General features: G+C 26.5%; 17 protein-coding genes. All 17 read left to right on the forward strand.

Annotation, left to right across the window (positions count from 1 at the left end):
- Positions 1–23: 23 nt before the first annotated feature.
- Positions 24–989 (forward strand): WG repeat-containing protein, encoded by a 966-nt coding sequence (locus I1959_RS06000; RefSeq protein ID WP_092924912.1) that lies wholly within the window; start codon positions 24–26, stop codon positions 987–989.
- 103 nt (positions 990–1092) lie between these two features.
- Positions 1093–1455, forward strand: a complete 363-nt coding sequence (locus I1959_RS06005; protein WP_092924914.1) for a CidA/LrgA family protein — start codon at positions 1093–1095, stop codon at positions 1453–1455.
- Between the two features lie 2 nt (positions 1456–1457).
- Positions 1458–2147, forward strand: coding sequence for an LrgB family protein (locus I1959_RS06010; protein WP_092924916.1), 690 nt, complete (start codon positions 1458–1460; stop codon positions 2145–2147).
- A 380-nt stretch (positions 2148–2527) separates the two neighbouring features.
- The gene (locus I1959_RS06015; protein WP_195237428.1) at positions 2528–3394 is read left to right on the forward strand and encodes a YitT family protein; all 867 of its coding nucleotides are present in this window, start codon (positions 2528–2530) and stop codon (positions 3392–3394) included.
- A 316-nt stretch (positions 3395–3710) separates the two neighbouring features.
- The gene (locus I1959_RS06020) at positions 3711–4496 is read left to right on the forward strand and encodes an MORN repeat-containing protein (RefSeq protein ID WP_195237429.1); all 786 of its coding nucleotides are present in this window, start codon (positions 3711–3713) and stop codon (positions 4494–4496) included.
- A gap of 120 nt (positions 4497–4616) precedes the next feature.
- Positions 4617–5582, forward strand: a complete 966-nt coding sequence (locus I1959_RS06025) for a CAP-associated domain-containing protein (protein WP_166505731.1) — start codon at positions 4617–4619, stop codon at positions 5580–5582.
- Positions 5583–5606: 24 nt separating this feature from the next.
- Positions 5607–6299 (forward strand): polysaccharide deacetylase family protein, encoded by a 693-nt coding sequence (locus I1959_RS06030; protein ID WP_195237430.1) that lies wholly within the window; start codon positions 5607–5609, stop codon positions 6297–6299.
- Between the two features lie 173 nt (positions 6300–6472).
- Positions 6473–6796: a hypothetical protein gene (locus I1959_RS06035; RefSeq protein ID WP_092924926.1), complete on the forward strand. Its 324-nt coding sequence runs from the start codon at positions 6473–6475 to the stop codon at positions 6794–6796.
- A gap of 156 nt (positions 6797–6952) precedes the next feature.
- Complete coding sequence (locus I1959_RS06040; RefSeq protein WP_092924928.1) at positions 6953–7537, forward strand: anthranilate synthase component II; 585 nt, start codon at positions 6953–6955, stop codon at positions 7535–7537.
- Positions 7537–8886, forward strand: a complete 1350-nt coding sequence (pabB, locus tag I1959_RS06045; protein ID WP_092924930.1) for an aminodeoxychorismate synthase component I — start codon at positions 7537–7539, stop codon at positions 8884–8886. Before I1959_RS06040 ends, pabB begins: the two co-directional genes overlap by 1 nt.
- Positions 8876–9631 carry an aminotransferase class IV gene (locus I1959_RS06050; protein ID WP_092924932.1) on the forward strand — a complete coding sequence of 252 codons (756 nt, stop codon included), beginning with the start codon at positions 8876–8878 and terminating at the stop codon, positions 9629–9631. Before pabB ends, I1959_RS06050 begins: the two co-directional genes overlap by 11 nt.
- 16 nt (positions 9632–9647) lie before the next feature.
- On the forward strand, positions 9648–10349 hold the full coding sequence (locus tag I1959_RS06055) for a hypothetical protein (RefSeq protein WP_092924934.1): 702 nt from the start codon (positions 9648–9650) through the stop codon (positions 10347–10349).
- Between the two features lie 17 nt (positions 10350–10366).
- The gene (folE, locus tag I1959_RS06060; RefSeq protein ID WP_092924936.1) at positions 10367–10939 is read left to right on the forward strand and encodes a GTP cyclohydrolase I FolE; all 573 of its coding nucleotides are present in this window, start codon (positions 10367–10369) and stop codon (positions 10937–10939) included.
- Positions 10940–10952: 13 nt separating this feature from the next.
- Positions 10953–11744, forward strand: a complete 792-nt coding sequence (folP, locus tag I1959_RS06065; protein WP_166505728.1) for a dihydropteroate synthase — start codon at positions 10953–10955, stop codon at positions 11742–11744.
- 8 nt (positions 11745–11752) lie between these two features.
- Entirely contained in the window at positions 11753–12118 is a 366-nt protein-coding gene (folB, locus tag I1959_RS06070; RefSeq protein WP_092924940.1) for a dihydroneopterin aldolase, read from the forward strand.
- On the forward strand, positions 12111–12617 hold the full coding sequence (folK, locus tag I1959_RS06075; protein WP_092924942.1) for a 2-amino-4-hydroxy-6-hydroxymethyldihydropteridine diphosphokinase: 507 nt from the start codon (positions 12111–12113) through the stop codon (positions 12615–12617). Before folB ends, folK begins: the two co-directional genes overlap by 8 nt.
- Positions 12598–13383 (forward strand): 3-deoxy-7-phosphoheptulonate synthase, encoded by a 786-nt coding sequence (aroF, locus tag I1959_RS06080; protein ID WP_166505727.1) that lies wholly within the window; start codon positions 12598–12600, stop codon positions 13381–13383. The genes folK and aroF overlap by 20 nt, the downstream gene beginning before the upstream one ends.
- Positions 13384–13482: the final 99 nt, after the last annotated feature.

A 13482-nucleotide genomic window follows, 5' to 3' on the forward strand; every position in this document is an offset into this window, starting at 1 on the left:
AAGTTTTAGCGAGGAGGATAAGTATGGATAATAAAGAGCTTTTTCTCCCGATACTTAGGGATGGAAAATATGGATTTGTAGATAAAGAAGGCAATGTTATTGTAAGGCCTAAATTCAAGTATGTATCAGAGCGACTAAAAGATGGATATAGTGTCATTACATATATAAAAAAAATAAGAGGAATCAATAGGTGGATATTTGGGTATATAGATAAATTAGGAAATACTAAAGTCTATTTACACATAGATAGTATATCTGATTTTAATGAAGGATTATCTAGAGCCAAAGCCTACAATAAATATGGATATTTAGATAAAAATTTAGATTTAGCCATAGATTTTAAATATGAATGTGCGGGTGATTTTAGTGAAGGTTTAGCTAATATAAAAATAAATAAGAGGTGGGGGTATATAAACTCTAATGGAGAAGTGATTATAGCTCCAAAATATACTTATGCAAATCAATTTAAAGATAATACTTCATTAGTAGAATATAAAAATAAGTATGGCTATATAAATAGAAAAGGGGAGTTTATAATAAAACCTACATATGAAATAGCAACAGACTTTAGTGAAGGATTAGCAGCTGTTAGAAATAATAATAAATGGGGATATATAGATAAATATGGGAAATTAAAGATTGATTTTAAGTTTGATAAAGCAAAGCCATTTAGCGAAGGATTAGCAGCTGTATGTATAAATGAAAAATGGGGATATATAAACAAAAATGGTGATGTAGTTATAGATGCTATATTTGACTATGCTTGTAGCTTTAAAGAAGGGTTAGGTAGGTTTAATATAGATACTAACTCACTCATAAGAGGAATAAATAATAATAAATGTGGGAAATGGGGATTTATAAATAAAAGTGGTGATATAGAGATACTTCCAATATATGAATCTCTATCTGATTTTAAAGATGGATACTCTGAAATAATAAATGGAAAAAATAACAATTATATAGATAAGTATGGAAAATTACTATTATAAATTTGAAAATATCTAAAAATATGATAAAGTATTATACGGGGGGAGTATTGTAACTCCCTTTACAATTTCATTAAAGATTTAGTCAGAATTAAAGGAGGCAAAAATGAAATTATTTAATCAATTAGTATTAATACTAGGTGTATGGGCTTTAGGTGAGTACATAAGCTCATTCATACAAAATATAGTAATTGTACCGGGTAGTATAGTTGGTATGATATTACTATTTATACTTTTAAAAGCCAATATAATAAAAGTGGACAAGCTTGAAGATATAGGTAATCTATTGCTAGATAATATGGCTTTATTTTTCATACCGGCAGGGGTTTCACTTATAAGATCGTTAGGTCTTATTGAAAAAAATGTATTTGTATTACTAATAACTATATTTTTTAGTACTATTTTAGTTATGTACATAACTGGAATAGTAGTAGAAAAGATGATTAAAAACAAAGTTAAGGAGAATTAGTCATGTATAATGTTTTAAACACACCTATATTTGGGATAGTAATAACTATAATATTTTTTAACATAGGACTTTATATACAAAGGAAAACTAAAAGTGCTTTAATGAATCCACTTTTAATTGCAATAGTTGGAATTATATTATTTTTAAATATAACTAAGATACCATATGAAAGTTATAAAAAAGGTGCAGATAGTATAAATTACTTTTTAGGGCCTGTAACGGTTATATTAGCAGTACCATTATATAAGCAATTTGACTTATTTAAAAAACATATACTAGAAATATTAGTAGGTATAACTACAGGTGTAGTAGTATCATTTATTTCTATAAAGATAATAGCTGGTTTTACAGATGCAGATATTAGTATAATAAATTCTTTAATACCTAAATCTATAACGACACCTATGGGATTATCTCTTACTAATACTATAAATGGTATAGAGTCTATAACTGTAGTGGCAATAATATTTACAGGTATACTTGGTGCTATAATGGCAGAGCTTGTATTTAAGCTTGGAAGAATAAAACATCCTGTAGCAAAAGGAATAGCACTTGGAACATCAGCACATGCACTTGGAACATCAAAGGCTTTAGAATTAGGAGAAATAGAAGGTGCTATGAGTGGACTATCTATAGGTATATCTGGGATAATTACAGTCATATTAATACCTATAATAATCAATATGATATAAAAAGTTTTTTCTTATAAATGAAAATATATATACTAAAATATCAAAAAATGAAGGCTGAAATAAAATATTTTCAAATTAAAAAGTATATAATACACAATAAAAGGCAAGGAACAAAATAAGTTTCTTGCCTTTTATTGTGTATTAAATTGTTCAGTATTTATATATTATGCAAGAAATTATTCGTTTAAATCTTTTATTGCTAAATAATTTGATAATTATTCAAAAGTTAAAAAAAAGTAAAATAGGTAAAAAAAATTAACTAGACATATTAAAAAAAAATAATATAATATATCATGTGCAATGAATAAAGAGAAGCATAATTTAAATTACCTATTGATTTATTAGGTAATTTGTTTAGGTCGAATTGAAGGGAGAACAAAATGAGCAAAGTTAACACCACTTTAGAAGATAATGCTTTTTTTAGATATTTAGTGGTAATAGGTGGAATGATTATAGCATGTATAGGTGTCAATGGTTTTTTAAGACCAGCACATCTATTAAGTGGGGGAGTACCAGGTGCCTCTACAGCTATAAATTACTTAACTGGAATAAATATAGGTCTTTTAACATTTTTAATAAATATACCTATATTTATATTAGGGTTTATATACTTAGAAAAAGAATTTTGTATATCTAGTTTAATAAACATGATGATATTTTCTTTTTTACTAGGTATAACTCAAGATATAGCTCAATATATACCTATAAATGATATATTACTTCAAAGTGTTTATGGAGGGATATTATCAGGAATTGGAAGTGGTATTGTATTTAGAACAAAATCATCACAAGGTGGTACAGATATATTAGCTGCAATATTAAAATTTAAGAAAAATATTCCTATGAAAGATACAACATTATCTATAAATATACTAATTGTATCTATAGGCGGAGTATTATTTGGTATGGATTTAGCATTATACACATTAATAGGTATGTTTATAAGTGCATACTGTATGAACTTTGTGAAAGATGCTATGAATTATCAAAAGTCAGTTATGGTTGTATCTAGAGAAAGCAATAGTATAGCAAGAGAGATAATGAGTGAACTTCATAGAGGTGTAACCTTCTTAGAAGCTGAAGGTGCATATACTCATGAGAAGAAAAAGCTTATATACTGTATAGTATCATCAAATGAGATACCTAAGATAAAGGAAATTGCTTTAAAATATGATAAAAAATCATTTATATCTGTAAATGATGTAAGTGAGGTTAAGGGTAGAGGATTTAAAGAAAAGTACTTATAAAGTTAAAATAAATATGAGTAAAAAAATATATATGAGAATGATTAAATATACTTAACTCTATAGTTAAATATATAAAAGTATTTGGATTTGTCAAATTATAGGTAGATTAAAATGGTTTTGATCACTAGGATTATACAAATTGGTTATAAAAAGGGTATATCAAATAGATATACCCTTTTTTAGCAATATAAATTTATTAACATATCTTATTTTATGTAAATCTATTATATTTAAAAATATATAGAAAAGTATATAATTTATAATATATAATAAGTTTAGACTATAATAAATTTAGATTTGATAGGAGAAGCATAATATGAGTTTATCTAATGAATATTTTGATATATATAATCAGTATGTAAAGTTTATAAATAATATAAAAAGAGAAGTAAAATTTATACAAAAGCTAAAGACAAAGAAAAAAGAAGTTGCTACTGAAGAAGAAGTTAAAGCGATAGAAGAAGAGAATACAATTGAAAGTGATATAAAACCAAGAAGACCAGTTAGTAAAGTATACAATTTTTCAAATGGAGATGTATATATAGGAACAGTTATAGATGGAAAGATGAACGGAAAAGGAATATATACATTTTTAGAAGGAATAGAATATAGTGGTGAGTTTAAAGATAATATGAAAGATGGAAATGGAGAATGCATATTTACAAATGGAAATATGTATATAGGTGAGTTTAAAGAAGATTTAATGAGCGGAATAGGAAAAATGGTATATAGTAATGGTAATGAATATATAGGTGAGTGGTGTAGTGGGAAAAGACATGGTGTAGGAGTATATACATGGAGTGATGGATGTATATATTTTGGAGAGTTTAAATACAATAAAATGGAGGGTATTGGCGAGTGCTATGATCATGAAAAAGAACTTATATATAAAGGAGAATGGAAAAATAATTTAGCTCATGGTAAAGGAACCTATATATGGCCAAATGGAAAAAGATATGAAGGTGAATTTGCACATGGGAAAAAGCATGGTGTTGGAATATTTTATATAGATGATGAATTGGTATATGAAGGCACTTGGAAATTTGATAAACCATCAATATGTAATAGAACACTGGATGAAATATTTTCTTATATAAAATAACCTGCGTTATTTAACGCTAGGTTATTTTTTTATTAAAATTATCACATATAGTATATATTATGTATGATAATTTTAAAGATGTCTATCATCCTAATATAAACTGTATGGGAGAGTGATACATTGAAAAGTATATTATTAATAGGAGGAGTAATAACAAGCTTATTACTTTTTAATTTAAATATAGATAATAGCAAAAAAGAGATAGATGCAAATAATAATGTTAATAATAAGTCTATAAATATTAGTAATACAAAAGACATTTATAATATAAAAATTGGAGAGCGTAAAGAAAAATTATTATCGTTATTTGGTCAACCAGATAGAATAGATGAAAGTGAATATGGATTTAATTGGTATATATATAATAATGATTATAATAATTTTTTTATGGTAGGTATTGAAGATGAAGTTGTCAAAGGAATATATAGTAATTCATTAAATTCATGTGAAACAGAAAATATAAATATAGGTGATAAAAGAGATGATGTAAGGAAGTTGTATACACCTATAGAATATAAGAAAAAAGGAAATATTAAATATATTATTAGTTCGGAAGGTCAATATGACATAATAGAGATAAATAATAAATATATAACATTCTTTTATGATATACATGATGAATATAAAATATGTTCATATCAAGTTATAGATTCTAAAAATGAAAGTGATATGAAATCTATATATGCAAGCCCAAGCGAAAAATTAAAAAAGAGTTTTGAAATGCAAGTTATAGATTTAACTAATAGCGTGAGAGCAAAAAATGGATTAAATAAGTTAAAATACAGTGAAATGGCTACTACAAGTTCAAAAAAACATAGCTTAGATATGGTAGATAAAAACTACTTTGATCATATTAATAAAGAAAATGAAACACCTTTTGATAGGATGAATGAAGAAGGTATTAAATATATAAGTGCAGGAGAAAATATTGCAGCAGGTCAAACTAGTGCAATATATGCTCATGAAGCATTAATGAATTCTAAAGGACATAGAAAAAATATTTTAGGTAATTATAATAGTATAGGAGTAGGAGTTGAATTTGGAGGAGATTATAATATTTATTACACTCAAAACTTTTATAGATAATATAATCTGAAAGGAAGACATAATATGAAGCATAGCATAATAAAAGTTATGACAATAGCAATAAGTATAATGCTAATTGCTAGTTTAAAAAATCCAGTAAGTTGTAATGATAAAGTATTTATAAAAAATGGTTCAAGAGATAAAAAATTAATAGCGCTTACTTTTGATGACGGTCCACATCCAAAAGAAACCAATGAAGTGTTAGATGTATTAAAAAAATATAATGTTAAAGCAACATTCTTTGTAGCAGGAAAACATGTTAATTGGTATCCAAAGCCTATTATTAGAGCTAAAGAAGAAGGACATGAGATTGGAAATCATACATTTAATCATCCAGATATAAGTAATTTAAGTCAACAACAATTAGAAGATGAAATAGTAAAATGTGAAAAAATAATTAAAGAGGTTGTAGGGGTAAAGCCTACTTTATTTAGGCCACCATACGGAAGTTATAATCAAAAAACTTTAGGTCAAATAGCAAGTAAATATAAATATAAAATAGTACTTTGGACAACTGTTGATGCAAGAGATTGGCAAAATCCTAAAGCATATAAAATAGCAGATACAATAATAAACAATGTAAAAAATGGAGATATAGTATTACTACATGATTACGCAACTAATAACACTGTAGAAGCTCTAGATATACTAATACCTAAGATGATAGAAAAAGGATATAAATTTGTAACTGTATCAGAAATGATAGAAAGTAGCTAATATATATGAAATAATAATATATAGCAATAATTTATAATATATACACTTTACTATTAAGATATATCTAAAAAATAATTTAAAAATAATGTAAAAATAATAAAAAAACGAAACAATTGACTAAAGAGATAATATACATATATTAAAGACTATCTTGAAAAGGATTGATTTAATATATGTATAATAAAATATATGAAAAAAAAGGTTTTATAATATTTCAAGTAAAAGAAGGATATGTTGTATATAATACTAAAAAGGATTTTCAAGAAGGTCATACACATTTGAAACATTTTGAAGCAGCAAAAACGGCAATAGATTTGGTTATAAATAAAAAAATACCTAAAAGCACAGATGTATATTATTTATCTAGTCTTGTTAGAATTTCAGATGACGATGATTATATAAATCATATTAAAGAATTAATAGAGGCTAGAAAACAAAAAGGTAAAAAAGAAAAATATTATAATAGTGGATATAAAGTAGTAAAGAGAAGTTTATAGCTTCTCTTTTTTTATATAAATAAATATAAAAAATTAGACCAAAGATGACTATATTGACATAGATTTCTATAAAAATATATAATTAATATTGTATATAGGAGATACTTAAAGAGAATAAACATAATAAAAAGTAGTATTTAGGGGAGGGCAATAGATATGATTCTTATGATTGATAATTATGATTCTTTTGTATATAACTTAGTACAATATATAGGTGAACTAGGTGAAGAAATCATAATTAAAAGAAATGATGAAGTAACGATAGAAGAAATAGAAAGAATAAATCCAGAGATTATAGTTTTATCACCAGGACCATGTTCACCAAATGAAGCAGGAGTATGTATTGATGTTGTAAATTATTTTAAAGGTAAAAAGCCAATACTAGGTATTTGTTTAGGTCATCAAACTATAGGATATGCATTTGGTGCTAATGTTATAAAAGCTATAAAGCCAGTACATGGAAAAGTACATAGCATAAACCACGCAAATAAAGGAGTATTTAAAGGTCTTAATAATCCTTTAAATGTAACTAGATATCATTCTTTAGTAGTTGATACAAAAAATCTTCCAGAAGAACTAGAAGTAACTGCAATCACAAATGAAAATGAGATAATGGGAATTAGACATAAAAAATATCTAATAGAAGGGGTACAGTTTCACCCAGAAGCTATTTTATCAGAACAAGGGCATGACATACTTAAGAACTTTATAAACGAAGCTAGATTAGGGGGACAAGCATAATGATAAAATTAATAGATACTAAATTAAACTCATTTGAAATATTTACTATATTTAAAGATGATAGTAATAGTTTTATATTAGATAGTGCAATGGACCCTAATAAACTAGGTAGATATTCATTTATAAGTAGTAACCCATTTAAGATTATTAAATACAAAAATACAGAGAATAACCCACTAGATAATCTACAAGAAGAATTAAATAAATATAAAGTTGAAAATAATACACACCTTCCTTTTATTGGCGGAGCAGTTGGATATTTATCTTATGATTTAGGAAATTATATGGAAAAATTGCCTAGGACTGCAAAAGATGATACAAATGTTTATGATTTATATTTTGGCTTATACAATTGGGTTATAGTCATAGATCACTTAGAAGAAAAGACATATATAGCCACACCAAATTTAAATGAAAAGGAAGAGGGAAAAATAGCCCTTGATATAGAAAAAAGAATTGGTGAAGCTACTAAAAAGGGAATAGACACTATATGTTATGAAAAAATAGAAGTTAATCCTATAAAACTTAAATCAAACTTTACTAAAGAAGAATTTATGAATTCAGTTAGAAAAGTACAAGATTACATAAAACAAGGTGATATATACCAAGCAAATCTTACTCAAAGGTTTGAAGGAGAAACTACACTTTCTAGTTATGAACTTTACAGAGATTTAAGAAATATAAGTCCAGCACCATTTGGAGCTTTTTTAAACTTTGAAGATACTAATGTATTATCTAACTCTCCAGAAAGATTTATAAAATGTATAGATAAAAAAGTTGAAACTAGACCTATAAAGGGAACTAGACCAAGAGGAACAACAAAAGAGGAAGATTTAAGATTACAAGAAGAACTTAGAAATAGTGAAAAAGATAGAGCAGAGCTACTTATGATAGTAGATTTAGAAAGAAATGATATAGGAAGAATATCTAAAATAGGAACGGTAAAGGTACCTGAATTATTTATAATAGAACCATATGCAAATGTAAATCATTTAGTTTCAACAGTAGTTGGAGAGCTAGATGATAACAGAAGTTGTGTGGATGTTATAAAAGCAACATTCCCTGGAGGATCTATAACAGGAGCACCTAAAATTCGAGCTATGGAAATTATAGATGAATTAGAACCTACTCAAAGAAATATATATACAGGTTCTATAGGTTATATAGGTTTTAATGGTGATATGGATTTAAATATAGCAATAAGAACTATTATAAAACAAGATAAGAAAGTATACTTCCAAGTTGGAGGAGGTATGACTTGGGATTCAAATCCAGAAGATGAATACCAAGAAACATTAGATAAAGCAAAATCTATAATGAAAGCATTAAGAGGCTATTATGAAGAATAATGTGAATTTTTCTAGCAGTTTAGCTAAATTTGGAATAGGGGTTTTTGAAACTATAAAAGTAGATAAAAGCCCAATAGATATAGATATACATATAGATAGAATGTTTAACTCACTTAGTGAGTTAAACATTTTAATTAATAATGATAAAGAATTTTACAAAGAAGAAATATTAAAATATATTAAAGAGAATAATATTGAAAATAAAGCCTTAAGATTAACAGTATTCGATGAAGGATATAATATATCGGTTAGAAATATACTATATAACAAAGAAATGTATGAAGTTGGATTTAGATTAAATATATCCCCTATAAGAAGAGGAGATAGTATAATACATAGACATAAAACTACTAATTACTTTGAAAATATATATACTAAAAATTATGCTACTGAAAATGGATATGATGATGGTATATTTTTAGATGCAGAAGATAACATACTAGAATGTTCTATGAGCAATATATTTTTCATTAAAGATAAACAGATATTTACTATAAGTGATAAATTTCCTATACTTAGTGGAACTGTAAAAAGAAGGATTATAGAAATTTGTGGCGAATTGAATATACAACTAGTAGAAACTAATATAAACATAGATGAAATTAAAGAATTTGACTTTGTATTTATAACAAATAGCATAATGGAAATGATGAAAGTTATTGAGATAGAAGGTATCAAATTCAATAATAGAAATGAATTATTTGATAAAATAACAAAAGCATATAAAGATAAAATATATAAATAGAAATTAGGAGAAATAAATGGGAAATAGGGTTTATGACATATATACTAAAGAAATAGAAAAAATTATAAGTTATGAAAATACAGAAAGTGTATTTTTAGTAGGTTCTTCTAAGAGTATAGATATAGAAAATAGTAGTATGATTATAAATGATTTTGATATATTTGTAATAGTTAGTAAGGGGAATACTCAAACTAGAATTATAAAAACTATAGATAACTTAGAATTTGATATAAATATTTTTTCAAAAGAAGGTATTTATAAGTTAATAGATTCAAGAGAGTATTTTTTCTTAAAAGAAATGTCAAATCCAAAAATATTATACGATTTAAATGATGAAGCAAAAGACTTAATAAGCATATGTAAAAAAAAGCTAAGCGAAGGGCCTAAAAAACTTTCACAAAGCGAAAAAGAGTTTTTAAAATCTCAAATAAAAGGTAATCTAGATAGAATAAATAATAATAGTAAAATAGATTTTTTTGAATTTGAGTTTTTGACGAATTTATATTTAAAAGATATAATAGTTGGGTATTTTACTATAAACAATAAGTGGGTACCTAAAGATAAAAAACTACTTAGTACACTAAAAAAAGAAGATATAAATCTATATAATTTAGTTGAACAAACGCTAAAAACAAAAAAATATGAAGACTTACTAAATGTGTATAATTACGCATTTAATAATATAAAAGTAAGCAAAAACATAAAAATAACTTACTAATCAAGGGGGCTAAACCAATGAGCAAGGTAGATAAAGATAAAATAAGAAAAGCTGTAAGAGACATATTAGAAGCTATAGGAGAAGATCCAAATAGAGAAGGGCTAATAGGAACTCCAGATAGAGTAGCTAGAATGTATGAAGAAATATTTGCAGGTCTTCATCAAGACCCAAGTGAGCATTTAAAAGTAATTTTCCAAGATGAAAGTCATGAAGAATTAGTGTTAGTTAGAGATATACCTTTTTATTCATGCTGTGAACACCATATAGTTCCTTTCTTTGGAAAGGCTCATATAGCATATATACCTAAAGACGGTAAATTAACAGGTCTTTCAAAATTGGCAAGGGTAGTTGAAACATTCGCTAAAAGACCACAATTACAAGAAAGAATAACTAAGGGAATAGCGGATATAATAATGCAAGAATTAGAACCTTATGGAGTTATAGTTGTTGTTGAAGCTGAACATATGTGTATGACTATGAGAGGTGTTAAAAAACCAGGTTCAAAAACTATAACATCAGCAGTAAGAGGTATATTTGAAAAAGACATAGCGGCTAGAGCAGAAGCTATGAGCTTAATAACTATGAAGTAATAGGAGATTAAAAATGTTTGATTACTCAAAGAGAACTTATATAATGGGAATATTAAATGTTACACCAGATAGTTTTTCTGATGGCGGTGACTTTAATAATATAGATAAAGCTATAAATCGTGCTAAAGAAATGGTAAGAGAAGGTGTAGATATAATAGACTTAGGTGGAGAATCAACAAGACCAGGTCATAAATATGTTGAAGCTGACGAAGAAATAAAAAGAATCATTCCAGTTATAAAGGAATTAAAAAAAGAAGTAAATGTTCCCATATCAGTAGACACATATAAAGCTAAGGTTGCCGATGAAGCTTTAAAATTAGGTGTTGAAATGATAAATGATATATGGGGACTAAAAAAGGATAAAGATATGGCAAGTACTATTGCAAAATATGATGCACACGTTTGTATAATGCATAACCAAGATGGTACTAATTATGATGGTGATATTATAGAAGAAATGAAAAAATCCTTATTAGAAAGTATAAAAATAGGACTTAATGCAGGCATAAAAAAAGAAAAAATAGTACTAGATCCAGGTATTGGATTTGGAAAGAATGTTGAACAAAATTTAGAAGTATTAAGAAGACTTGATGAATTAAATTCATTAGGGTATCCTATCCTTTTAGGAACATCTAGAAAGTCAGTAATAGGACATGTATTAAATGTAGAGCCAAAAGAAAGATTAGAAGGAACTATAGCAACTACAGTTTTAGGTATTAGAGATGGTATCTCTATAGTAAGAGTGCATGATGTTAAGGAAAATTTAATGGCAGCAAAAATGGCTGATGCTATATATAGAAAGTAGGTATTAAATTGGATAAAATATTAATGAATAACCTAGGTTTTTATGGATATCATGGTGTTTTAAAGGAAGAAAGTGTATTAGGTCAAAAGTTTTTTATTGATATAGAATTAAATGTAGACACAAAAAAAGCAGGAATAAGTGATAATATGAATGAATCAGTAAGTTATGCTGATGTATATGTTGTAGTAAAAGAAATTGTAGAAAATAAGAGATTTAATTTAATCGAAGCAGTAGCAGAAAATATAGCTAAAGAAGTACTTGAGAAGTTTGATTTAGTTAAAGGCATAATGGTTAGAGTTAAAAAGCCAGAGGCTCCAGTAAATGGAATATATGACTATTTCGGCGTTGAAATAAGGAGAAATAAAGATGAATAAAGTATATCTGGGTCTTGGAACAAATATGGGGGATAGACTTAATTACTTAGACTCTGCTTGTGAATTAATACAAAATAACAGTAAAATAAAAGTTTTAAAAAAATCTAAGATATATGAAACAAAGGCTTGGGGATATACTGACCAAGCAGATTTTTTAAATATGTGCTTAGAAATAGAAACAAGTTTAAATGAATATGACTTGCTTGAGTTTTGTCATGAGGTAGAACAAAAGTTAAATAGAGAAAGAATTATAAGATGGGGACCAAGAACTATAGATATTGATATATTATTTTTCAATGATATAATATTGAAGGATGAAAATTTATACATACCTCATCCAAGAATAAGTGAGAGAGCATTTGTGCTTATCCCTCTTATGGATTTAAATAAAAAATTAAAAATTAAAAATAAAACTATAGAGGAATACTTAAATTCGCTAACTTGTGAGGAGAGAGAACAAGTAAAGGAGTACGTAGGCGATGAAGAAAAATTTGTTTGATGACAACATAAGGATTGAGATAAATACGGATAAAAACTCTAAGCTAATAGTAAAGGAAAATAAGCTTGTAATGGCAGGACCTTGTGCTATTGAAAGTTATGAACAACTCTTAGAAACAGCTAAATTTGTTAAATCAAAAGGAGCAAATATTTTAAGAGGAGGAGCATATAAGCCTAGAACATCTCCTAATTCATTCCAAGGATTAAAAGAAGAAGGATTAGAAATATTAAAAGCAGTTAAGAAAGAAACAGGAATGCCTGTTATAACTGAACTTATGGATGCAAGAGAATTAGATAAACTATATGAAGTAGCTGATATAATTCAAATTGGATCTAGAAACATGCAAAATTTTAGTTTACTTACTGAAGTAGGTAAACAAGATAAGCCTGTTATGTTAAAAAGAGGTTTATCATCTACTATAAGTGAGTGGATAGGAGCAGCAGAATATATTGCCATAGGTGGAAATCAAAAAATAATCATGTGTGAAAGAGGAATTAGAACATATAATGATTATACTAGAAATACATTAGATTTAGCAGCTGTACCTATAATACAAAAGGAGACAGGTCTTCCTATTGTAGTTGATCCATCTCATGCAACTGGAGTAAGATATTTAGTAAAACCAATGTCTATAGCATCTCTTGCAGCAGGTGCTGATGGTATAATGGTAGAAGTTCACCCAGATCCTATAAATGCATTATCAGATGGTATGCAGTCACTTCACTTTAATGAATTTGAAGATTTAATGAATTCAATTAATTTATAAAAAAAGAGGTAATTACCTCTTTTTTTATTTTGCTAAAATTAATTTAATTAATATTAAAAAATAAGGGTATTTATATTAAAATAGGAAAAATTATATAAG

Source organism: Romboutsia sp. 1001285H_161024_C4, from assembly GCF_015550185.1.
Taxonomy (GTDB): domain Bacteria; phylum Bacillota; class Clostridia; order Peptostreptococcales; family Peptostreptococcaceae; genus Romboutsia_C; species Romboutsia_C hominis.